Source organism: Stenotrophomonas sp. ZAC14D1_NAIMI4_1 (genome assembly GCF_003086775.1).
In the GTDB taxonomy this organism is placed as follows: Bacteria; Pseudomonadota; Gammaproteobacteria; order Xanthomonadales; family Xanthomonadaceae; genus Stenotrophomonas.
Genome location: NZ_CP026001.1, coordinates 4,190,698 through 4,215,427, shown reverse-complemented (window position 1 = coordinate 4,215,427; position 24,730 = coordinate 4,190,698). Strand labels below are relative to the sequence as shown.

At 69.5% G+C, this 24,730-nt stretch carries 7 protein-coding genes; 4 read left to right on the top strand and 3 right to left on the bottom strand.

Features of this window, described 5'->3' with window-relative positions:
* The first annotated feature begins 71 nt into the window (after positions 1–71).
* From C1927_RS19150 to rpoH, 3 genes are all read left to right on the top strand, one after another.
* Positions 72–15,119 (top strand): Ig-like domain-containing protein, encoded by a 15,048-nt coding sequence (locus tag C1927_RS19150; protein WP_159095381.1) that lies wholly within the window; start codon positions 72–74, stop codon positions 15,117–15,119.
* A 34-nt stretch (positions 15,120–15,153) separates the two neighbouring features.
* Positions 15,154–18,819: a TonB-dependent receptor gene (locus C1927_RS19145; protein WP_254051506.1), complete on the top strand. Its 3,666-nt coding sequence runs from the start codon at positions 15,154–15,156 to the stop codon at positions 18,817–18,819.
* A gap of 299 nt (positions 18,820–19,118) precedes the next feature.
* The gene (gene rpoH, locus C1927_RS19140; RefSeq protein WP_079223786.1) at positions 19,119–19,994 is read left to right on the top strand and encodes an RNA polymerase sigma factor RpoH; all 876 of its coding nucleotides are present in this window, start codon (positions 19,119–19,121) and stop codon (positions 19,992–19,994) included.
* 103 nt (positions 19,995–20,097) lie between these two features.
* Here rpoH and purD read toward each other — a convergent pair whose 3' ends face one another.
* Genes purD through purH form a run of 3 tightly spaced genes read right to left on the bottom strand, consistent with a single transcriptional unit; the run spans position 20,098 to position 23,906 of the window.
* Complete coding sequence (purD, locus tag C1927_RS19135; protein ID WP_108747502.1) at positions 20,098–21,381, bottom strand: phosphoribosylamine--glycine ligase; 1,284 nt, start codon at positions 21,379–21,381, stop codon at positions 20,098–20,100.
* 58 nt (positions 21,382–21,439) lie between these two features.
* Positions 21,440–22,306 (bottom strand): hypothetical protein, encoded by an 867-nt coding sequence (locus tag C1927_RS19130; protein WP_079223783.1) that lies wholly within the window; start codon positions 22,304–22,306, stop codon positions 21,440–21,442.
* A 16-nt stretch (positions 22,307–22,322) separates the two neighbouring features.
* Positions 22,323–23,906 (bottom strand): bifunctional phosphoribosylaminoimidazolecarboxamide formyltransferase/IMP cyclohydrolase, encoded by a 1,584-nt coding sequence (purH, locus tag C1927_RS19125; protein ID WP_108747501.1) that lies wholly within the window; start codon positions 23,904–23,906, stop codon positions 22,323–22,325.
* 181 nt (positions 23,907–24,087) lie between these two features.
* Here purH and C1927_RS19120 point away from each other — a divergent pair, with 181 nt between their 5' ends.
* A complete protein-coding gene (locus C1927_RS19120) occupies positions 24,088–24,705 on the top strand; it encodes a CDP-alcohol phosphatidyltransferase family protein (protein WP_108747500.1) in 618 nt (205 codons plus the stop codon).
* Positions 24,706–24,730: the final 25 nt, after the last annotated feature.

Below are 24,730 nucleotides of genomic sequence, written 5' to 3'. Positions count from 1 at the left end.
GCGGGGGAAGGACAGGACCACCGATGCCGGATGCCTGCAGCAGGCGACGGCGTGCATTCGAGGACGGACGCATGGCAGCAGTGGGCAGGCAGGGCAGGGCAGGCAGGGCTTCGGCCGGCATCGCGCATGCCATGGCCGTGCTGGCATTGCTGCTGCCGCCGCCGCTGCTGGCGCAGAGCTACCCGAACCCGTTGAACAACACCGCCACGGTGACCGCGCCGACCGACGTGGCCGACCCCACGCCCGGCAACAACAGCGCCACCGATACCAACGCCCTGGCCCTGCAAGCGCAGCTGAGCGTGAGCAAGACCCTGGTCAGCGCCAGCCCGGTGGCCGCAGGCGGGCCGGTGCAGTACCGCATCCAGGTGAACAACGCCGGGCCGTCGGCGGCCAGCGGCGTGGGCGTGGTCGATACGGTGTCCTCGCTGCTGACCAACGTGGCCTGGACCTGCCAGCCGACCACGGCGGCGTCGTCCTGTGCGCAGCCCAGCGGCAGCGGCAACGCGGTGAACGTGCTGGTCAGCGTGGGCGTGGGTGACAGCGTGGTGCTGCTGGTGAACGGCACGGCGCCGGCCGCAACCCCGGCCACGGTGCCGGCCAACAGCGTGTCGCTGGTGCTGCCGTCGGGTACCACCGACCCGACCCCGGGCGACAACACCGCCACCACGCCGGCCGTGCCGGTGCAGGCCAACGCGCTGGTCGCGGCCAACGACAGCTTCACCACGCCTATTTCCTCCACCACCGGTGGCAGCACGCCGACGGTGCTGGGCAACGACACCTTGAACGGCCAGCCGGTGGTCGGCGGCAACCTGATCATTTCGCTGCAGAACGCGCCGGCGGGCTTCACCATCAACAGCGCGGGCGTCATCGCGGTGCCGGCCGGTGCCGCGGCAGGCGCAACGTCGATCGGCTACCAGATCTGCGAGAACGCCTCGCCGACCAACTGCGCCACCGCCACCGCGAGCCTGGTCATCGCGCCGACGGCCGTGGCTGACAGCTACAACGTGAACGCGGGCACGCCATCGCTCACCGGCAACCTCGCCGCCAACGACAACGCGCCGGCCGGCGCCACCTACAGCCAGACCGGTACGCCGGTGGCCGGGGCAACCATCAGCAGCACCGGCACGCTGACCTACGCACCGGCCGGCAATATCGCCCAGCCCGTGCAGATCAACTACCAGGTGTGCCTGCCTGCGCCGAATGGCAGCGTCTGCTCGACGGCGATCGCATCGGTGGTGGTCGATGCCAACGTGCTGGTGGCCAACGACGATACCTTCGCCGCGCCGCTGCTGCCGGGTGCGGGTGGCACCACGCCCAGCGTGCTGGGCAACGACACCTTCGACACTGTCCCGGTCACGCCGGCGCAGGTGACGCTGAGCCTGGTCGGTGCGCCCAGCGGCTTCTCGATCAACCCCAACGGCACCATCGTCGTGCCGGCCAGCGCTGCTGCGGGTCCGCGGGCGTTGACGTACCAGATGTGCGATGCCAACGCTGCCACCAACTGCGCGACGGCCACTGCCAACCTGGTGGTCAGCCCGGATGCGGTGGACGATGCGGTCAGCACCCCGGGCGGGGGCCGCCCGGTGACCGGCACCCTGGCCGGCAATGACAACTTCGCCAGCGGCTCGGTCTTCACTCTGGGCACCCAGGCCACCCGTGGCACGGCCGTGGTCAACGCCGATGGCACCTTCACCTACACGCCGGCCAATGCCAGTACCGGGCCGGATACCTTCACCTACCAGCTCTGCCTGCCGGCACCGAACGCCACCGTCTGCGATACCGCCACGGTGACCGTGAGCGTGGCTGCCAACCAGCTGGCCGCCGCCGACGACCTGTTCGCCACGCCGCTGCAGCCGGGCACCACCACCGCCGTCAGCCTGCTCGGCAACGACACCCTCAACGGCACGGCGGTGGCCCCGGCGGGCGTCAGCCTGGCACTGAGCGGTGCACCGGCCAGCATCACCGCCAACGCTGCCGGCCAGCTGCAGGTAGCCGCCGGTGCCGCAGCGGGCGCCTATGCCTTCACCTACCAGATCTGCGAACTGCCGGGCGGCACCAACTGCGCCACCGCCAACGTGCAGCTGGTCGTCGCCCCCGATGCGGTGGACGACAGCTTCACCGCGACCGCGGGCGTGGCACTGGGCGGCTCCGTGGCCGGCAATGACAACGTGCCTGCGGGTTCGCAGTTCAGCCTGCTGGCTGGTGCCGCGCACGGCACGGTCAGCGTCGCTGCCGATGGCGGCTTCAGCTACACCGCGCAGGGCACGTATTCGGGCGCAGACAGCTTCCGCTACCAGGTCTGCCTGCCGGCGCCCAATGGCGGCATCTGCGATGCAGCCACGGTGACGTTGAACGTGGCGGTCGCCGCTGTGGTGGCGGGCAATGACGACTTCACCGCCGCGCCGGTGCCCGGCACCGGCGGCACCACCGCCAGTGTGCTGGCCAACGACACGCTCAACGGTGTGGCGATCGACGCAGCGCAGGCCACCCTGTCGCTGATCAACGCGCCGCCGGCCGGCTTCACGCTGGCGCCCACCGGCGAACTGCAGGTACCGGCGGGCGCTCCGGCCGGACCGCTGAACCTGACCTACCAGCTGTGCCAGGCCGGCACCAGCAACTGCGCCACCGCCACCATCGCCGTGGTCATCGCGCCGCAGGCCGTGGCCGACAGCTTCACCACCCAGGTGGGTCGCGCGGTCAGCGGCAATGTGTCGGTGAATGACCGCGTCGCGGCCGGCAGCACCTATGCCGTCACCGGCACCGCGCCGCAGGGGCTGGTGTTCAACGCCGATGGCAGCTTCACCTACACGCCGCCGGCGCAGTTCACCGGCACCACCACCTTCAGCTACCAGGCCTGCCTGGCCGCGCCGTTCAACACCGTCTGCAGCACCGCCACGGCCACCATCAACGTCAACGCCGGCACGCTGGTCGCCAATGACGATGACTTCCGCGGCAGCCTGCTGAATCCGGCCACCGGTGGCACCACCATCAGCGTGCTGGCCAACGACACCATCAACGGTGCGATTCCGCCGGCCCCGGCCGAAGTCATCCTGAGCCTGCTGGGTGCGCCCAGCGGCTACGTGCTCAACCCCAACGGCACCATCTCGGTGCCCGGTGCCGCCGCTGCGGGTGCGGTGAACTTCGGCTACCGCCTGTGCGAGGCCGAGCTGCCGACCAACTGCGATGACGGTGCGGTGCAGCTGCTGCTGGCACCGGTGGCGGTGAATGACAACGTCAGCACCGCGGTGGGCGTGCCGGTCAGCGGCAATGTCGGCAGCAACGACAATGTCCCCGCCGGTGCCACCTTCAGCGTTACCGGCACCGCGCCGGCGGGCCTGGTGCTGGCCGCTGGCGGTGCGTTCACCTACACGCCGCCGGCCGGCACCCAGGGCATCGTCACCTTCGCCTACCAGGCCTGCCTGCCGGCGCCGAACGGCACGGTGTGCGCGGGCGCGACGGTCACCCTCAACGTCAACGCCGGCACCCTGGTCGCCGGTGATGATGACTTCCGTGCCACGCCGATCGGTGCCGGTGGTGGCAGCACGTTGTCGGTGCTGCTCAACGACAGCCTCAACGGTACCCAGCCGCCGGCATCGGCCGATGTGCTGCTGAGCCTGGTCGGCGCGCCGTCGGGCTTCACCCTGGATGCCAACGGGGTGTTGAACGTCGATGCGGGCGTGCCGTCGGGCGCGCTGACGCTGACCTACCAGCTGTGCGAAACCGCGCTGCCGAGCAACTGCGATTCGGCGCAGATCCGCCTGGTGGTTTCGCCCACCGCCGTGGCCGATGTGTTCTCCACGCCGGCCGGGCAGCTGTTGTCGGGCAGCGTGGCCAGCAATGACAATGCGCCGGTGGGCGCGGTGTTCACGGTGTCGGGCACCACGCCGGACGGCCTGCAGCTGGGCCGCGACGGCACCTTCCAGTACACGCCGCCGGCCGGTTTCACCGGGCCGGTGAGCTTCAGTTACCAGGCCTGCCTGCCGGCACCGGACGGTGCGCTGTGCAGCACGGCCGGGGCGACCATCAACGTCAACGCCGGCACCCTGATGGCGATGGACGACGACTTCAGCGCGACGCCGCTGGCGCCGGGCGCGACCAGCAGCACCAGCGTGCTGGTCAATGACAGCCTCAATGGCGGCGTGCCGCCGCCGGCCGGCAGCGTCACCCTGGCCCTGGTGGGCGCGCCGTCGGGCTATGCGCTGACCACGGCGGGCCTGCTGCAGGTGCCCGCCAGCGCCGCCGCCGGCGCCACGGTGCTGAGCTACCAGATCTGCGAAACCGCTGCGCCCAGCAACTGCGCCAGTGCCAGCATCCGCCTGGTGGTGACGCCGTCGGCACAGAACGACAGCTATTCCACTGCCGCCGGCCAACCGTTGAACGGCAGTGTCGGTGACAACGACAACGTGCCGGCCGGTGCGGTGTTCACCATCGTCGGCGCCACACCGGCCGGCCTGAGCTTCGGCGGCGGTGGCAGCTTCACCTACCTGCCGCCGGTCAACGCGGCCAGCCCGATCACCTTCACCTACCAGGTCTGCCTGCCGGCACCGAACAACGCGCTGTGCGCCACCGCCACGGCCAGCATCAACATCACGGTCGGCAGCCTGGCAGCCAACAACGATGATTTCAGCAGCGCGCCGGTCAACCCGGTGACCGGTGGCAGCACGCCGTCGGTGCTGCTCAACGATGCACTGAATGGCAGCACGCCGCCGGCCGCCGCCGATGTGCTGCTGAGCCTGGCCGGTGCACCGGCCGGCATCAGCCTCAACCCGGATGGCACCGTGAGCGTTGCCGCAGGCGTGCCGGCCGGTGGCCGCACGCTGACCTACCAGCTGTGCGAAGCCGCAGCGCCGGGCAACTGCGCCACTGCCACGCTGCGCCTGGTGGTGGCACCGTCGGCCGTCGACGATGCCCTGTCCACGCCGGCCGGCGTGGACCTGGCCAGTTCGGTGGCGGGCAACGACAACGTCGGCAGCGGCGCGCAGTTCAGCGTGGTCGGCACGCCGCCGCCCGGGCTGCAGTTCAACGCCGATGGCAGCTTCATCTTCGCCCCGGCGACGGGCTTCAGCGGTGCGGTCACCTTCAGCTACCAGGTGTGCCTGGCCGCGCCCGACAGCGGCGCCTGCGCCACTGCCACCGCCACCCTCAATGTCAACAGCGGCACCCTGGTCGCGGTGGACGACACCATCACCGCACCGGTCGCTGCTGGCAGCGCCACGTCCAGCGTGCTGGGCAACGACACGCTCAACAGCGCGACGCCGGCGGCGGACGAGGTGGTGCTCAGCCTGGTCGGTGCGCCGTCCGGTTTCTCGATTGCCGCCGATGGCACGATCGCCGTGGCCACCGGCACTGCATCGGGCGCCATCTCGCTGACCTACCAGGTCTGCGAAGCGGCGGCCACGACCAACTGCGCCACTGCCAACGTGGCCCTGGTGGTCGCGCCGGCGCCGGCCAACGATGCCTTCGCCGTGCAGGCGGGCCTGTCGGTCACGGCCAACGTGGCCAGCAATGACGGCATGCCGGTGGGCTCGACCTTCGCCCTGCAGGGCACGCCGCCGGCCGGCGTGACGTTCAACGCCGATGGCAGCTTCACCTATGCGCCGCCGGCGGGTACCACCAGCCCGACCAGCTTCGTCTACCAGGCCTGCCTGCCTGCGCCGAACAGCGCGGTATGCGCGACCGCCACGGCGACACTGAACATCAACAACGGTGCCCTGCTGGCCAACAACGACAGCTTCGGTGCGATCGTGCCGGGTGCTGCCACCGCCAGCGTGCTGGCCAACGACACCCTCAATGGCGTCAGCCCGCCGGCACCGGCCAATGTGGCACTGACGCTGGTGGGCGCACCGGCTGGTTTCAGCATCAGCCCCACCGGCACGGTGTCGGTGCCGGCCGATGCGGCCAGTGGCGCCACCACGTTGACCTACCAGGTGTGCGAAACGGCGGCGGCCAACAACTGCGCCACCGCCAGCATCGCACTGGTGGTGCGGCCGACGCCGCAGAACGACACCATCAGCGTGCAGGCCGGCCAGGCCAATACCGGCAACGTCGCCGGCAATGACGCGATGCCCGCCGGTTCCACCTGGAACGTGCCGTCGCCGCCGCAGGGCCTGGTGTTCAACGCCAATGGCAGCTTCACCTATACGCCGCCGGCGGGCACCCTGGGCCCGGTCACCTTCAGCTACCAGGCCTGCCTGCCCGCGCCGGATGCCGCCGTGTGCGGCACCGCCACGGCAACCCTCACCATCGCCGTCAGTGCGATCGTCGCCACCGACGATGCGTTCGCCGCGCCGCTGACGGCCGGCTCGGTGACGCCCAGCGTGCTGGCCAACGACGTCCTCAACGGCGTTACCCCGCCGCCGTCGGCGACCGTGCAGCTGCTGCTGGTGGCGCCGCCGGCCGGCTTCATCATCAACAACGATGGCAGCGTGCAGATTCCGGCCAGCGCGCCGGCCGGCGCCACCACGCTGACCTACCAGCTGTGCGAGACCGCATCGCCGACCAACTGCGCCACCGCGGCCATCACCTTCGTGGTGACCCCGGCGCCGCAGGCCGATGCGTTCGCGGTGCAGGCCGGCGCGAGCCTGACCGGTGCCAGCGTGGCCACCAACGACAACCTGCCGCCGGGCTCCAGCTGGGCGGTGCAGGGCACCCCGCCGGCCGGGCTGGCGTTCACTGCCGATGGCAGCTTCAACTACACGCCGCCGGTGGGCACCCTCGGGGCGGTCACCTTCACCTACCAGGCCTGCCTGCCGGCGCCCAACACGGCGGTGTGCAGCACCGCTACGGCCACCATCAACGTCAACACCGGCACCCTGGCCGCCGCCAACGACAGCTTCAGCGGCATCGCGGCCGGCGGCACCACGGCCAGCGTGCTGGCCAACGACAGCCTCAACGGCACGCCGCCGGTGGCCGCCAGCGTGCAGCTCAGCCTGGTCGGCGCGCCGGCCGGCTTCGTCATCAATCCCGACGGCACCATCGCCGTGCCGGGTGGCGTGCTGTCCGGCGCCACCACGCTGACCTACCAGATCTGCGAAGCTGCCGCGCCGAGCAACTGCGACACCGCCACGGTGGCGCTGGTGATCAGCCCCTCGCCGCAGGCCGATGCCTATTCGGTGCTGGCGGCGGGCACCATCAGCAACGGCAACGTGGCCGCCAACGACAACCTGCCCACCGGCTCGCAGTTCTCGGTGCAGGGCACCGTGCCGGCCGGCCTGTCCTTCAACAACGATGGCAGCTTCACCTATACGGCGCCGGCCAATACGCCCAGCCCGGTGACCTTCTCCTACCAGGCCTGCCTGCCTGCGCCGGATGCGGCGCTGTGCGGCACGGCCACGGTGACGCTCAACATCAACGACGGCACGCTGGCGGCGGCCGATGACAGCTTCACCGTCGCGCCGGGCGGCAGCACCGGTACCAGCGTGCTGGCCAACGATGCGCTCAACAACGTCTCGCCGCCGGCCGCCGGTACGGTGCTGGTGAGCCTGGTCGGCGCACCGGCCGGCTTCGTGCTCGCGGCCGATGGCGTGCTGACCGTGCCTGCCGGCATCGTGTCCGGCCCGCTGACCCTGACCTACCAGGCCTGCGAGGCGGCGTCGGCCGGCAACTGCGACACTGCCAGCATCGCGCTGGTGATCCTGCCGGCACCGCAGGCCGATGTGTTCGGCGTGCAGGCCGGGCAGGTGCTGTCGGCCAGCGTGGCCGGCAACGACAACATGCCGGCCGGTTCCAGTTGGACGGTGCAGGGCGCCACGCCGGCCGGCCTGGTGTTCAACACCGATGGCAGCTTCAGCTACACGCCGCCGAGCGGCGTCACCGGCGCGGTCACCTTCCTCTACCAGGCCTGCCTGGCCGCACCGAATGCCGCGAACTGCGCCACCGCACAGGCCACGCTGAACGTCAGCAACGGCACCCTGCTGGCCGGTGACGACACGCTGGCCGGCATTGCCCCGGGCGGCACGTCCGCCGCCAGTGTGCTGGCCAACGATTCGCTCAACGGCGTCAGCCCGCCTGCGCCGGGCGACGTGGTGCTGAGCCTGGTCGGTGCGCCGGCCGCGTTCACCCTCAATCCGAACGGCACCATCACCGCGGGCAGCGGTGCGATGTCCGGCCCGACCACGCTGACCTACCAGATCTGCGAAGCCGTGGCGCCGGGCAACTGTGCCAATGCCAGCGTCACCGTGGTGGTCAACCCGGCACCGCAGGATGATGCCGCCGCCGTGCAGGTGGGGCAGAGCCTCAGCGCCAGCGTGGCCAGCAACGACAACATGCCGGCTGGTTCCAGCTGGAGCCTGCCGGGCACGCCGCCGGCCGGTTTCAGCTTCAACGCCGATGGCAGCTACACCTATGCGCCGCCGGCCGGGACCAGCGGTCCGGTGGTGGTGGCCTACCAGGTCTGCCTGCCGGCACCCAACGCCAACCTGTGTGGCACCGCCACGCTTACCCTCAACATCAACAACGGCGCGCTGGTCGCCGCGGACGACACCCTGTCCGGAGTGGTCGCCGGCAGCACCTCCAGCACCAGCGTGCTGGCCAATGATTCGCTCAATGGTGTGTCGCCGCCGGCCGATGCCACGGTGGTGCTGAGCCTGGTCGGCGCGCCGGCCGGCTATGCGATCACCCCGCAGGGCACGATCAGCGTGCCGTCCAGCGCGGTCTCCGGCCCGGTCACCCTGACCTACCAGATCTGCGAAGCCGCTGCGGCCAACAACTGCGACACCGCCAGCGTCACCGTGGTGGTCCGTCCGTCGCCGCAGCCGGATGCCTTCGCCGTGCAGGTCGGGCAGACGCTGTCGGACAGCGTGGCGGGCAACGACAACGTGCCGCCGGGTGCGCAGTACAGCGTGCAGGGCACCGCGCCGGATGGCCTGGTGATGACCGCCACCGGTGCCTTCACCTACACGCCGCCGGCGGGTCGCCTGGGCGTGGTCACCTTCGATTACCAGGTCTGCCTGCCTGCGCCGAACGCGGCAGTCTGTGGCGTCACCACCGCCACCCTCACGATCAACAACGGCACCCTCGTGGCCGGCGACGACAGCTTCAGCAACATCGCGCCGGGCAGCACCGTGGGCACCAGCGTGCTGGCCAACGATTCGCTCAACGGCGTGTCGCCGCCGGCTGCCGGTACGGTGACGCTGGCCCTGGTCGGGGCACCGGCCGGCTTCTCGATCAGTGCCGATGGCTTGATCACCGTGGGCACCGGCGTGCAGTCCGGCCCGACCACGCTGACCTACCGGATCTGCGAGGCCGCCTCGCCGGCCAACTGCGACACCGCCAGCGTGCTGGTGGTGGTCAGCCCGGCGCCGCAGCCGGATGCCTTCGCCGTGCAGGCCGGGCAGACGCTGGCCAACAGCGTGGCCGGCAACGACAACATGCCGGTGGGTTCCACCTGGAGCGTGCAGGGCACCGCACCGGCTGGGCTGACCTTCGACGCCAATGGCAGCTTCACCTATGCACCGCCGGCCGGCACTGCCGGGCCGATCACAGTGACCTACCAGGCCTGCCTGCCGGCACCGAACGCGGCACTGTGCGGCACCACCACGTTCACCCTCAACATCAACAACGGCGACCTGGTGGCTGGCGATGACGTCATCACCGGCGTGGTTGCCGGTGGCACGTCGGCGGCCAGCGTGCTGGCCAATGACCGCCTCAATGGCGCCAGCCCGGCCCCGGCGGCCGATGTGCGGCTGTCGCTGGTGGGCGCACCGGCCGGCTTCACCCTCAACCCGGATGGCACGATCACTGTCGGCAGCGGCGTGCTGGCCGGTTCCACCACGCTGCGCTACCAGCTGTGCGAAGCGGCGGCCGCCAACAACTGCGATACCGCCAGTGTCACCGTGGTGGTCAGCCCGACGCCGCAGGCTGATGCGTTCTCGGTGCAGGCCGGCCAGCAGCTGGTCAACAACGTGGCCGGCAACGACAACATGCCGGCCGGTTCTACCTGGAGCGTGCAGGGCACGGCGCCGGCCGGCCTGGTGTTCAACGCCGATGGCAGCTTCAGCTACACGCCGCCGGCCGGCACCCTCGGTGCCGTGACCTTCAGCTACCAGGCCTGCCTGCCGGCGCCGAACGGCAGCGTCTGCGGCACCGCGACGGTCACCCTCAACGTCAACACCGGCACGCTGCTGGCCGGCGATGACAGCTTCAGCAACATCGCCCCGGGCACGGCTACGCCCAGCGTGCTCGGCAACGACTCGCTCAATGGCGTGACGCCGCCGGCTGCGTCGGTGTCGCTGAGCCTGGTGGGTGCGCCCACCGGCTTCGGCATCAATCCCGATGGCACGATCAGCGTCGGCAGCGGCGTGGTGTCGGGCAGCACCACGCTGACCTACCAGATCTGCGAAGTGGCCGCGTCCAGCAACTGCGCCACCGCCAGCGTCAACGTGGTGGTGAGCCCGGCACCGCAGGCCGATGCCTTCAGCGTGCAGGCAGGGCAGTCGGTGAACAACAACGTGGCCGGCAATGACAACATGCCGGCCGGTTCGACCTGGAGCGTGCAGGGCACGACGCCGGCGGGCCTTGTGTTCAACAGCGACGGCAGCTTCAGCTACACGCCGCCGTCGGGCACGACCGGCCCGGTCAGCTTCACCTACCAGGCCTGCCTGCCAGCACCGGATGCGGCGCTGTGCGGCACCGCGACGGTCACCCTCAACGTCAACAGCGGCACCCTGGTGGCGGGCAACGACAGCTTCACCGGTATCGCCCCGGGCACCGCCACGCCCAGCGTGCTGGCCAACGATTCGCTCAATGGCGCGTCGCCGCCGGCCGCTGGCAGCGTCACCGTCAGCCTGGTCGGTGCACCGGCCGGCTTCACCATCGCCGCCGACGGCACGATCAGCGTCGGTACCGGCGTCACTGCAGGCACCACCACGTTGACCTACCAGGTCTGCGAAGCGGCGGCCTCGAGCAACTGCGCCACCGCCACGGTGACCGTGGTGGTCAGCCCGACGCCGCAGCCCGATGCCTTCAGCGTGCAGGCCGGGCAGGTGCTCTCCAACACGGTGACGGGCAACGACAGCATGCCCGCCGGCTCCAGCTTCAGCGTGCAGGGCGCGACGCCGGCCGGGCTGGTGTTCAACACCGACGGCAGCTTCACCTATGCGCCGCCGGCCGGCACCACCGGCGTGGTCGGCTTCACCTACCAGACCTGCCTGCCCGCACCGAACGCGGCCCTGTGCAACACCGCCACGGTCAGCTTCAACATCGGCACCGGCACGCTGCTGGCGGCCAATGACAGCTTCAGCGGCATCGCCCCGGGCGGTACCACGTCCAGCGTGCTGGCCAATGACTCGCTCAATGGCGTGTCGCCGCCGGCCGCCGGGACGGTGACGCTGGGCCTGGTGGGTGCGCCGGCCGGTTTCGCGATCAATGCCGACGGCACCATCAGCATCGGCGGTGGCGTTACCTCCGGGGCCACCACGCTGACCTACCGCGTGTGTGAAGCGGCAGCGCCCAGCAACTGCGCCACCGCCACGGTGAACGTGGTGGTCAGCCCCGTACCTCAGGCGGATGCGTTCAGCGTGCAGGCCGGGCAGACGGTGTCGAACTCGGTGGCCGGCAACGACAACCTGCCGGCCGGCTCGACGTGGAGCCTGCAGGGCACCGCGCCTGCCGGCCTGGTGTTCAACGCCGATGGCAGTTTCACCTACCAGCCGCCGGTGGGCACCACCGGTGCGGTCACCTTTACCTACCAGGCCTGCCTGCCGGCACCGGATGCGGCGCTGTGCGGCACCGCCACGGTCACCCTCAACGTCAACACCGGCACCCTGGTGGCCGGCGATGACAGCTTCCCCGGCATCGCCCCGGGCGGCACTACGCCCAGCGTGCTCGGCAACGACTCGCTCAACGGCGTCACCCCGCCGCCGGCGAACACGGTGACCCTGGGCCTGGTCGGCGCACCGGCCGGCATCAGCATCAACCCCGATGGCACGATCAGCATCGGCAGCGGCGTGCCGTCCGGCCCGACCAGCATCACCTACCAGGTGTGCGAAGTGGCCGCGCCCAGCAACTGCGCCAACGCAACGGTGAGCGTGGTGGTCAGCCCGGCGCCGCAGCCGGATGCCTACAGCGTGCGCGCGGGCCAGGTGCTGTCGAACACGGTGGCGGGCAACGACAACATGCCGGCCGGCTCGACCTGGAGCGTGCAGGGCGCAACGCCGCCGGGCCTGGTGTTCAACGCCGATGGCAGCTTCACCTACACGCCGCCGGCCGGCACCCTCGGCGCGGTCACCTTCACCTACCAGGTGTGCCTGCCCGCACCCAATGCCGCGCAGTGCGGCACCGCGTCGGTCACCCTCAACGTCAACACCGGCACCCTGGTAGCGGGCGATGACAGCTTCAGCGGCATCGCCCCGGGCGGCACCACGCCCAGCGTGCTGGCCAACGACTCGCTCAACGGCACCTCGCCGCCGGCGGCCGGCACCGTCACCCTGACCCTGGTGGGCGCACCGGCCGGCTTCGGCATCAACCCGGACGGCACGATCAGCATCGGCACCGGCGTCACGTCCGGGCCGACCACGGTCACCTACCAGGTCTGCGAAGTGGCCGCGCCCGGCAACTGCGCCACCGCCAGCGTGACCGTGGTGGTCAGCCCCGCGCCGCAGCCGGATGCCTTCAGCGTGCAGGCCGGGCAGACCCTGGCCAACAGCGTAGCCAGCAACGACAACATGCCGGCCGGTTCGGTGTGGAGCGTGCAGGGCACGGCCCCGGCGGGCCTGCTGTTCAACGCCGATGGCAGCTTCACCTACACGCCGCCGGTGGGCACCAGCGGGCCGGTCAGCTTCACCTACCAGGTCTGCCTGCCCGCGCCGAACGCGGCCCTGTGCAGCACGGCCACCGTCATCTTCAACGTGGGCGGCGCGGCCAACGTGGTGCTGGCGGTGAACGATGACTTCAGCAGCACGCCGGTCGATCCCTCGGTGGGCGGCACCATCGCCCGCTCGGTGCTGGACAACGACAGCTTCAACAACGTCTCGCCGCCGCCGGTGGGCAGCGTGGTGGCCAGCCTGACCGGCAGCACGCCGGGCTACACCATGAACAACCAGGGCCAGATCATGGTGGCCCCGGGCGTACAGGCCGGGCAGGTGCAGCTGGCCTACCAGCTGTGCGAGAACGGCGTGCCGACCAACTGCACCACCGCCATCGCCACCGTGCTGGTGCAGGGCCCGGTGGGCGCACTGCTGGCGGTGGACGATACGGGTGGCCCGGTCGGGCCGGAAGGGCGCACCCGCCTGCTCAACGTGTTCGCCAACGACACCTTCAACAGTGCCGCGCTCGACCCGGCCCAGGTCAACTTCGTGCCGGTGGCCACCAACGCCCTGACCTTCAGCGCCGATGGCTGGGTGGACGTCGCTGCGGGCCTGGCACCGGGCAGCTACAGCACCACCTACACGCTGTGCCTGGTCAACCAGCCCACCGTCTGCGACGTCGGTACCGTCACCGTGACCGTCATCGCCGCCGAGCCGGGCGTGGTGGCCGAGGATGACCAGGTGAACCTGCCGCAGGACGGCGTGGTCGAGATCGATGTGCTCGGCAACGACCGCATGGATGGCACGCCGGTGGATCCGTCCGGCGTCACCGTCACCATCACCTCGCCGCCGCCGTATGGCGATGCCACGGTACTGCCCGACAGGCGCATCCGCTTCGCCGTGCGTGCCTACTTCTCCGGCGTGCAGACGTTCGAGTACCAGGTGTGCGATGCCACCGATCCGTCGATGTGTGCCACGGCCAGCGTGACCATCACGGTCGATGCCAACGTGCTGACCCTGGTCGATGACGCGGTGACTGCCGAAACCAGCGGCCCGCTGCTGATCAACGTGCTGGCCAACGACACCACCCGCAGCGCGCCGCTGGACCCGGCCTCGCTGCAGGTGGCTGCCGCACCCGCACACGGCACCGTGCAGTGCGCCAACGGGGTGTGCACGTACACGCCGGCCGCGGACTTCAGCGGTACCGACAGCTTCCGCTACCGCGTCTGCGACCTGAGCGTGCCGACCCCGTTGTGTGCCGAAGCCAACGTGGCGGTGACCGTGGCCGGCCAGCAGGCCGTGCTGCGCCTGACCAAGGTGGCCGCCAAGCGCAGTGCGCAGATCGGCGACCTGGTGCGCTACACCGTCACCATCGACAACGTGGGCGAGGTCGATGCCAACGGCGCCACGCTGCTGGATACGCTGCCGCCGGGCTTCACCTTCGTCAGCGGTGGCTTCGCGGTGCGCGATGCCGACAACGATGCGCGCATCAGTGGTGTGCAGCCGCTGCGCATCGATGGCATCGACGTGCCGGTGGGCGAGCGCGCCACGGTGGTGTACTACCTGCGCGTCGGCGCAGGCACCGGCACCGGCGTGCACACCAACCGCATCACCGCCATCGACGGGCAGAACCGCAGCATCGCCAACGTGGCCACGGCCGACGTCGATGTCAGCGTGGATCCGCTGCTGGATGAAAGCCTGATCATCGGCAGTGTGTTCGACGACCGCAACGGCAACGGCATCCAGGACGACGGCGAACGCGGCATCCCGGGCGTGCGCGTAGCGGCGGTGGAAGGCCTGGTGATGGAAACCGATGCGTTCGGGCGCTACCACCTGGTCGGCATCCCGGGCGGCGAAGCACGCGGCCGCAACTTCATCCTCAAGGTCGATCCGTCGACGCTGCCGGCCGGTGCGCGCTTCACCACGCCCAACCCGCTGGTACGGCGCATCACCCCCGGCCTGCCGGCGCGCTTCGACTTCGGCGTGCACATGCCCGACGGCGCGCTGAGCCGCGAAGGTACGCCTGCCGCCGTGGTGCCCCGCCCGGCGCGGGTGGAACTGGGCCAGGCGCTGTTCGCGCCGGGCAGCGCCACGCTGGCCGCCGACCGCGCCAGCGTGCTGGACAAGGCCGCCCAGGCACTGCTGGCGCGCGGCGGTGGCCGCGTGCTGCTGGTCGCCACGGCGGGCGAGGAAGCCCTGGCCCGGCAGCGTGCGCAGGCGGTGCGTGGCGCACTGGCCAGCCGCCTGCCGGCCGACGTCGCCGCCGCCACCCGCATCGAGGTGCATGGCGGCGATGGCCGCGTCCTGCAGCAACTGACGATCGAACCGCCCAGCGGGCCACCGCCGGCCGGCCCCAACAGCGGGGAGGGGCGCTGAGATGAAGACCCACCACCGGAGCCCTGCCCTGATCGTGCGAGCCCTGCTTCCCCATGCGATGTCCTGCAGCGTGTTCGCCCTGCTGCTGGCCGCCCCCCCGGTACTGGCCCAGCAGGCCGCGCCGATGGCATCCAGTGACGTGCGCTGCGAGGGTGACACCTGCCGCAGCGACGACGGCGAGCTGCTGCGGATCGGTGATGACGCCGACACGCCGCTGCTGCCACTGCCGGGGCAAGCCGATCCGTCCGCCGCCGGCAGCGTGCCGCTGGCACCGGCGGTCACCCCGGACGTGTCCGCGCGCGGTGGCCAGTTCATGGCCGAACTGCCCAACGGCGGCGTGGTGTGGGCCACCGAAGACCCGAGCATGGTGCCGCCCAGCCTGAGCGTGCAGGCTGCCGCCACCGTACCGTTCGAAAACGGCCGGGTGATCCGCCCGCTGCGCTTCCACAGCTACAACAACTACGCCTCCTTCATCGAGAAGCTGGAAGTCACCCTGTACCGCGGCACCGATACCGACCTGGTGACGCCGCTGGCGCGCATCGAGCTGCCGTCCGACTACGTGGGCGATGCCGAATGGGATGGCACCGTGCCGGAACAGTTCAAGCTGCGTACCGGCGATGAACTGATCTACGTCGCGCGCGCGTACGGCGCCGGCGGTTCGTTTGATGAAACGCAGATCCAGCGCATCCAGCTGGTCACCCCGGCCGACTTCGACCGTGGCCTGCAGGTGACCCGCGACAACGTGCAGAAGACCCTGGGCCAGGCGCTGGACGGGGCCAGCGCACAGGATCTGCAGGTCAGCAACAGCATCTACGGGCAGAGCATGCTGCGCCTGCAGAACATTCCCATCCACGGCTCGCGCGTGCGCCTGTACGGCCGCAACCTGGAACCCAACAGCCGCGTGCGCATCAACGGCCAGGATTTCCCGGTCGACCTGGAGCAGAAGTTCGCTGCCGAGTTCCTGGAGCCGGTCGGCCAGCACCGCTATGACGTGCGGGTGGAATCGCGCGACGCACCGTCCGCGCAGCGCCAGCTGGACGTGGACGTGACCGGCCGCTACCTGTTCCTGGTCGCCATCGCCGACGTTACCTTGTCCAAGAACAGTGCCAGCGGCAACGTGCAGCCGCTGGCCGCCGATGACCGCGACACCGATGGCTTCCTCAGCGAAGGCCGGCTGGCGTTCTACCTGAAGGGCAAGATGCGCGGCAAATACCTGGTGACGGCGCAGGCCGACACCCAGGACCGCGAGTTGAAGTACCTGTTCCGCGATTTCAGCCGCGCCGATGCGCAGGATGTGTTCCGCCGCCTCGATCCGGACCTGTACTACCCGGTGTACGGTGATGACTCCACCACCTACCGCGATGTCGATACCCAGGGCCGCCTGTACCTGCGCGTGGACTGGGACCAGAGCCAGGCCCTGTGGGGCAACTTCGCCACCGGCATCACCGGCACCGAATACGGCCAGTACGTGCGTTCGCTGTACGGCGGCGCGTTGAACTGGCGTTCGCTGTCGGCCACGCCGCTGGGCGAAGCGCGTTCGCAGTTGAAGGTGTTCGGTTCGGAGGCGCAGTCGGCGCCGGGCCACAGCGAATTCCTCGGCACGGGCGGCAGCCTGTACTACCTGCGCCACACCGATCTGCTGCCGGGCTCGGAACAGGTGGTGCTGGAAGTGCGCGACCGCACCACCGGCCGCACCGAAACCCGTGCCACCCTGCAGGAGGGCGTGGACTACGAGATCGACGACCTGCAGGGCCGCCTGATCCTGACCCGCCCGCTGGCGCAGCTGACCCGCGAGAACGTGCGCAGCATCACCCGCGACATGCCGCTGGATGGCTACGACCAGCTGCTGCTGGTGGACTACGAATACGTGCCGCTGGGCTTCAGCAGCGACGATGTGACCTACGGCGCGCGCGGCCGCCAGTGGATCGGCGATCACGTCGCGGTGGGCGGCACCTGGGTGGAAGAGAACCGCAGCGGCGAGAACTACAGCCTGAAGGGTGCCGACCTGACCCTGCAGGCCGGCCGCGGCACCTACCTGAAGATGGAACAGACCCGCACCGATGCCACCGCGGCGCCGGTGTTCTATTCGGACAACGGCGGCCTCAGCTTCATCCGCCGCAACCCCTATGAAGGCCGCCGTTCGGGCAAGGCCTCGGCGGTGGAAGCCCGCGCCAACCTGCGTGAGCTGGGCTGGACCAGCCAGGACTGGAGCCTGGGCGCATGGTGGCGCGACGTCGACGCCGGTTTCTCGGTGGCACGCCAGGACACCGGCCTGCCGATCCAGGAATACGGCGCGGAATTCCTCGGCTACCTCACCGATGATTTCAGCCTGTACGGCCGCCATACCCGCACCGAGCAGGGCGAACTGGCGCTGGAGCAGAGCCAGCTGACCGCCGAATGGCGGCTGGGCAACGATGGCCAGCTGACCGGCGAACTGCGCCGGGTGCGCGAGGAACAGGAACTGCAGGACGTCTCGGCGCTGCTGGCGGCGATCGGCTACCGCCAGCGCTTCGGTTCCTCGTGGGAGCTGTACGGCACTGGCCAGGTGACCCTGGACGATGACGGCGGCGCCTACGAGAAGAACGACCTGCTGACCCTGGGCGCGCGCTACCTGTTTGGCGACCGCAGCAGCGTGGGTGCCGAACTCAGCGGCGGCAGCCGCGGCCATGGCGGCAAGGTCGATGCCGAGTACCGCATGGCGCCCGACCACAGCCTCTACGGCAGCTACAGCTACAGCACCGACCGCACCGGCACCGATCCGTTGTTCGACAGCGGCCTGCAGAGCGGCTGGACGGTCGGCCAGCGCTGGCGCCTGAGCAACCAGGTGAACGTCTACAACGAAAGCCAGTACCTGAAGGACCGCCGGCAGGACAGCGCGGGCCTGGTGCATACCTTCGGCATGGATTTCTATCCGGCGCAGGGCTGGAACCTGGGCTTCACCCTGATGGATGGCGAGCTGGAATCCACCGTGGGCCGCATCAACCGCCGCGCGTACAGCGTCAGCGGTGGCCGCACCGATGCGGTGGCGCAGTGGAACAGCAAGCTGGAATACCGCCGCGACAGCGGTGCCGAGCAGCGCGAGCAGTGGGTGACCACCAACCGCCTGCTGTACAAGCTCAACGAGGACTGGCGCTTCGCCCTGCGCGCCAACTACGCCGATACCCAGGACCGGATCAACCCGGTGGCCGATGCCAAGCTGGTGGAGACCAACGTCGGCTTCGCCTGGCGCCCGCACGACAACACGCGCTGGGCCGGCTTCGGCAAGTTCACCTACCTCTATGACGTGGCCTCGCTGGGCCAGGAAGGCGGCAACCTGTACGACCAGCGTTCGCAGGTGCTGTCGCTGGAAGGCATCCGCCAGATCGGCGAGCGCTGGGAGATGGCCGCCAAGCTGGCCTCGCGCTGGGGCGACTACCGGACCGGTCGTGGCGAGGGCGCCTGGCTGGACAGCCGCGCCGACTTCGCGGCCCTGCAGCTGCGCTACCGCCTGTTCGCGCAGTGGGAGGGGCTGGCCGAGCACCGCTGGCTGAAGGTGCGCGATGGCGGCGTGCGCAAGGGCTGGCTGCTGGGCGTGGACCGCCGTGTGGGCGAGAACTTCAAGGTCGGCGTAGGCTACAACTTCACCGAGTTCAGCGATGACATGACCGAGCTGAAGTACGACCAGAAGGGCTTCTTCCTGAACATGGCCGGGTACTACTAGCGCTGCCTTGGCACGCAGGGCGTGGCACTCGCGGCCTGGCTGGGCTGAACGACCGGCAACATTGCCGGGCTGAATGGGGTGGGCCGATGGGATTTTGCGGCCCAAAACGACCATTCATCCACTTTATTCGGGGCAAGTGATTGATTTTTATGGCATTCGACCATGGTCGAGCCTGCTCGCCATTGTCATCAATACGCGATAGGGTAGGGATGTTGAATCGCCCAGTGTTCCGTTGACGGAACGCTGGAACTTCCTCCCGCTTTAGCAGTCCAAAAGCCGGACTGCTAAGATGAGCCTCTATGAGCCAGAACACCTCTACTGCCCTTGTGGCAAACAATCTCCCGATTCCCAGTGCGCTCGGTTCGCTGGACGCCTACATCGGTGCCGTGCACCAGATTCCGGTGCTGTCGGTCGATGACGAACAGGACCTGGCCCGTCGTTTCCGCGACGGTGACGATCTGGACGCCGCACGTGAGCTGGTGCATTCGCACCTGCGCTTCGTGGTGCACGTGGCCCGCGGTTACAACGGCTACGGCCTTGCGCTGGGCGACCTGATCCAGGAAGGCAACATCGGCCTGATGAAGGCGGTCAAGCGCTTCGACCCGGACATGGGCGTGCGCCTGGTGTCCTTCGCCGTGCATTGGATCCGTGCAGAGATGCACGAGTTCATCCTCAAGAACTGGCGCATCGTCAAGGTCGCCACGACCAAGGCGCAGCGCAAGCTGTTCTTCAACCTGCGCAAGTCGAAGACGCGCCTGGGCTGGATGAACGCGGCCGAAGTCAGCGCCGTGGCCAAGGACCTGAACGTGTCCGAGCGCGAGGTCATGGAAATGGAATCGCGCCTGTCCGGCCGCGATATCGGTTTCGATGCGCCGACCGACGAGGACAACGACCACGCGCCGCCGTCGCCGGCTGCGTTCCTGGTGTCCAACGACGAAGATCCGTCGATGGCCTACGAGCGTGAAGACAGCGAAGACAACCAGATGCAGCTGCTGCGCGAAGGCCTGGCCGAGCTGGATGCGCGCTCGCGCGACATCATCCGCCGCCGCTGGCTGGATGCCGACAGCAAGGTGACGCTGCAGGAACTGGCCGATGAGTACGGCGTGTCCGCCGAGCGCATCCGCCAGGTCGAAGCGAACGCGCTGAAGAAGATGAAGGCGCTGTTCACCGCGTAAAGCGGGGTGGCGTTGGAATGAAGAAAGGCCCGGCAATGCCGGGCCTTTCCTGTTTGTGGGGCTCATCCACGCATGGCGTGGATCTACTGACGCCGCGCGGGCCTCAACCCTCGCGTGCGATGGCGCGCCAGCCGATGTCGGTGCGGTGGAACTCGTTGGCCCAGGTCACCTTGGCCACGCCCGCGTAGGCATTGGCCTGCGCGTCGCGCACGCTGTCGCCCAGCGCGGCCACGCACAGCACGCGGCCACCCGCGCTGAGCACCTGGCCCTGCGCATCCAGCGTGGTGCCGGCATGGAACACCTTGGCGTTGGCGGGCACTGCATCCAGGCCGGAAATCACGTCACCGGTGATCGGCGCTTCCGGGTAAGGCCTGGCGGCCAGCACCACGCCCAGCGACGGGCGCGGATCCCACTGCGCGTCCACCGCGTCCAGGCGGCCATCGATGGCCGCTTCCACCAGGTCCACCAGGTCCGACTGCAGGCGCAGCATCACCGGCTGGGTTTCCGGGTCGCCGAAGCGCACGTTGAACTCGATCACCTTCGGCGCACCGCTGGCATCGATCATCAGGCCGGCATAGAGGAAGCCGGTGAACGGGATGCCATCGGCGATCATGCCCTGCACGGTCGGGTTCACGACTTCGCGCATCACGCGGGCATGCACCTCCGGGGTCACCACCGGCGCAGGTGAGTAGGCGCCCATGCCGCCGGTGTTCGGGCCGGTATCGCCGTCGCCCACGCGCTTGTGGTCCTGCGAGGTGGCCATCGGCAGCGCGTGCACGCCATCGACCATCGAAATGAAGCTGGCTTCCTCGCCATCGAGGAATTCTTCGATGACCACGCGCGCACCGGCATCGCCGAAGGCGTTGCCCGAGAGCATGTCACGCACCGCGTCCTCGGCCTCGGCCTGGGTCATCGCCACGATCACGCCCTTGCCAGCGGCCAGGCCATCGGCCTTGACCACGATCGGTGCGCCCTTGTCGCGGATGTAGGCCAGCGCAGCGTCCACCTCGGTGTGCACGGCATAGAACGCGGTGGGGATGTTGTGGCGGGCCAGGAAATCCTTGGCGTACGCCTTGCTGCCTTCCAGCTGCGCGGCGGCGGCGGTCGGCCCGAAGATGCGCAGGCCGGCGGCGCGGAAACGATCGACCACGCCGGCCACCAGCGGCACTTCCGGGCCGACCACGGTCAGCGCCACGCCTTCGGCCTGGGCCAGCGCCAGCAGGCCGTCGATGTCGGTCACCTTCACCGCCACGTTGCGGCACTTGTCTTCGGTGGCGGTGCCGGCATTGCCGGGCGCCACGATCACTTCGGTGACACGGGAGGACTGGGCCAGCTTCCATGCCAGGGCGTGTTCGCGGCCGCCAGAGCCGATGACAAGTACGTTCATCACGAGATTCCAGATTGCGTGGGAAGGGAAGGGCGATGTCCCCGGCGGCGCGTGTGGTTCACTCGCAGCCCTCGCGTTGCAGCGCGTCGGGGAAGGAATAGGTCCAGGTCTTCGGATCCAGCGTGAAGCGGTGCGTGCGGCGCACGTTGCTGCCGCCACAGCTGCTGCCGGTTTCCTCGATCAGCAGCGGCCAGGTGCGCGCGCTGCGGTTGCTGTCGTCCATGCGCAGTTCGAACTCGATGTCGAACATGCGGGTGCGGCAGTCTTCGGCCTGCTCGGCGTCATCGCAGTCGTAGGCCGCGGTGTTGTCGATGTGGCTGCGCACGCTGCCAGCATCCACCAGCCCGTTCGGGCCAGGCAGGATGAAGCTCTGCGTCTGCAGCGAGTAGCCCTGGCCGTACCAGCCGCTGACGTTGCGGAAGCCGTAGAAATCGCTGCCGAAGCGCAGGATCTCGACGCTGCCCGGGCGGCCGCTGCTGCCATAGGTGCCGCCGGTCAGCTCGGCCGCCACCTCGAAGCCGTCGGCGGCCGGGCGCAGCACGTAGAAGTCGATGGTGCCCGCGTCGGCATGGCCGGCGTCGGCCACTTCGCCGCACACCGCCAGCAGCTGCTGCCAGCTGTCACCGTTCACCACCGGCTGCTCGGCGCACACCGCCCAGTCGACCGGGCGGGTGTCGCCTTCCTGCGTCCAGTTGCCGCGCCAGTCGTCGGACAGTTGCGCGTCCTTGCCGTAGCGCGCCGTCAGGAAGGCCTGCAGGCGCGCGGTGCGGCTGGCATGCCCGGCCGCTGCGGTGCTGCCCGCGGCGGGCGTCTCTGCGTGCGGGGCAGTGGCGGGTGCCGGCTGGGCGGCCGGCTTGCAGCCGGCCAGCAGGACCGCGCCCAGCAGGGCGGGCAGGAGCAGGGGTTTGATCGAAACTGCGGACATCCGTGTCGCTCCAGGATCAGTGGCGGAAGTGGCGAACGCCGGTGAACACCATGGCCAGGCCATGTTCGTCGGCGGCGGCGATCACTTCGGCGTCGCGCATCGAACCGCCCGGCTGGATGATCGCCTTGATGCCGGCGGCCGCCGCGGCATCGATACCGTCGCGGAACGGGAAGAACGCATCGGACGCCATCACCGAACCTTCCACCACCAGGTTTGCATCGGCCGCCTTGATGCCGGCGATGCGCGCGGAATAGACGCGGCTCATCTGCCCGGCGCCGACGCCGATCGTGCGGTTGTCCTTGGCATACACAATCGCGTTGGACTTCACGAACTTGGCCACCTTCCACGCGAACAGCAGGTCGGTGAACTGCTTGTCGGTCGGTGCCAGCTTGCTCACCACCTTCAGCTCATCGCGGGTCATGCCGCGGTTGTCGGAAGACTGCAGCAGCAGGCCCGAGCCCACGCGCTTGCTGTCGAAGTTGTTCAGGCCATCACCGTGCGGGATGCGCAGCACGCGCACGTTGGCCTTTTTCTGCGCGTATTCCAGTGCGGCCGGCTCGTAGTCCGGGGCGATCAGGACTTCGACGAACTGGCGGTCGAGGATGACCTTCGCAGTGGCCGCATCGAGCGGCTTGTTGAAGGCGATGATGCCGCCGAAGGCGCTGGTCGGGTCGGTGGCGTAGGCCAGCTCGTAGGCATCGCCATTGCCGGCACCGACGGCCACGCCGCACGGGTTGGCGTGCTTGACGATGACGCAGGCCGGCGCATCGAACTGGCGCACGCATTCCCACGCCGCATCGGCATCGGCCAGGTTGTTGTAGCTCAGTTCCTTGCCCTGCAGCTGCTGGAACGTGGCCAGGGTGCCCGGCACCGGGTACAGGTCGCGGTAGAACGCGCCGCTCTGGTGCGGGTTCTCGCCGTAGCGCAGGTCCATCACCTTCACGAACGTGGAGTTCATCTGCGCCGGGTACTCGGCACGGGCCGGCACGGCGGCATCGGTGGCGGTGACCGCCGACAGGTAGTTGCTGATGGCTGCGTCGTACTGGGCGACGCGGTTGAACGCCGCCACCGAGAACGCGAAGCGGGTGCTGGCCGACAGCTGGCCGTTGTTGGCCTCCAGCGAGGCCAGCAGTTCGGCGTACTGCGACGGGTCGGTGGCCACCGCCACGCGGGCGAAGTTCTTGGCCGCCGAGCGCAGCATGGCCGGGCCGCCGATGTCGATGTTCTCCACCGCGTCGGCCAGGGTGCAGTCGGCCTTGGCGGTGACCGATTCGAACGGATACAGGTTCAGCACCAGCAGGTCGATGGCGCCGATGCCGTGCTCGGCCATCACCGCATCATCCAGGCCCGAACGGCCGAGCAGGCCGCCGTGCACCATCGGATGCAGGGTCTTGACCCGGCCATCCATCATTTCCGGGAAACCGGTGACGTCGGCCACGTCCTTCACGGCCAGGCCCATGTCGCGAATGGCCTTGGCGGTGCCGCCGGTGGACAGCAGCTCCACGCCGCGTGCAGCCAGCGCGGTGGCCAGCTCGGCCAGGCCGGTCTTGTCGGAAACGGAGAGGAGGGCCCGACGGACGGGCAACAGATCAGCAGTCATGGGGACAGGGCAATCGGCAGCGGAGCGGGGCCGATATTGTAGTTCGTGGGGGCCGGTGGCGGGCGCTGTCGGCGCGCTTTGCTGGCCCCGGCAGGGGAAAACGGCCTGCATCGGCATGCCGGGCTGAACACGCCATGGGGTAGGCTATGCCGGAACTGCCAGGGATCAGCGGGTTCAGATCGTGTCGATCTATGCATTGAAAGGACGTTTCCAGGACCTTCTGCGTCCGGCCGTGCGCGGGCTCTACCGCCTCGGCATCACCGCCAACACGGTGACCGTGGCCGCCGCCGTGGTCTCGCTGCTGGTGGCCGCCGCCGTGTGGTGCTGCGCGCCCGCGCAGCCGCTGCTGTACCTGCTGCTGCCGCTGTGGATGCTGCTGCGCATGGCGCTCAACGCCGTGGACGGCATGCTCGCCCGCGAGTTCGGCCAGCAGTCGAAGCTGGGCGCCTACCTGAACGAATTGTGCGATGTGATCGCCGACGCCGCGCTGTACCTGAGCCTGCTCAGCGTGCCGGGCGTGCGCCCCGAGGCGCTGTGGCTGCTGGCCTGGACTGCGGCGCTGAGCGAATACGCCGGCGTACTGGGGCTGATGGTCGGTGCCAGCCGCCGCTATGACGGCCCGATGGGCAAGAGCGACCGCGCCTTCGTGATCGGGGCGCTGGGCCTGCTGCTGGCGTTCGGGTGGGTTGGCGCGATGACGGTCAGTGGCGTGGCTGCGGCCATGGCCGCACTGTGCGTGCTGACGATGATCAACCGCGTCCGCCGCGGGCTGCAGGAAGCGGCGCTTCCGCCGCAGTAATCAACTACAAACAACAAGACAATCT